Origin of the sequence: Gluconobacter sp. P1D12_c (assembly GCF_018812105.1) — a bacterium.
GTDB classification, from domain to species: domain Bacteria; phylum Pseudomonadota; class Alphaproteobacteria; order Acetobacterales; family Acetobacteraceae; genus Gluconobacter; species Gluconobacter oxydans_A.
This window is the reverse complement of record NZ_JACSIQ010000746.1, coordinates 1-384: the sequence shown is the minus strand read 5'-3', so window position 1 is coordinate 384 and position 384 is coordinate 1. Positions and strand designations below refer to the sequence as shown.

Below are 384 nucleotides of genomic sequence, written 5' to 3'. Positions count from 1 at the left end.
GTCATAGCCCCGRTCRGCCAGCATGGCTTTGGGGTTTGGAACCGCAAACGCCATCAGGGTATCTGTGGCTGTGTAATCCGAGAGCTGACCTCCGCTAAGGGCAAAGCCGAAAGGACGTCCTTGATTGTCGCACCGGGCGTGGATTTTGCTCGTAAAACCGCCGCGTGATCGACCAAAACCTTCCGTATGAGCCCCCCTTTTGCACCCGTTGCCTGGGAGTGGGCGCGAACCACGGTACTGTCGACCATATGCTGCCAGTCATCACTCAGTCCCACGTCCACCAGAGTTTGCAGCAAGGCATCCCATACACCCTGTTCAGCCCAACGCCGGAACCTGACATAGACCGAGTTCCATTTTCCGTAGCGCTCATGCATGTCCCGCCAC

General features: G+C 57.9%; 1 protein-coding gene. It reads right to left on the bottom strand.

Going from position 1 to position 384, the window contains the following annotated elements; all coding sequences use genetic code 11:
* Positions 1 to 53: 53 nt before the first annotated feature.
* Positions 54 to 384: transposase (locus KP705_RS19010; RefSeq protein WP_215765436.1), on the bottom strand; the 331-nt coding region annotated here is incomplete at its 5' end.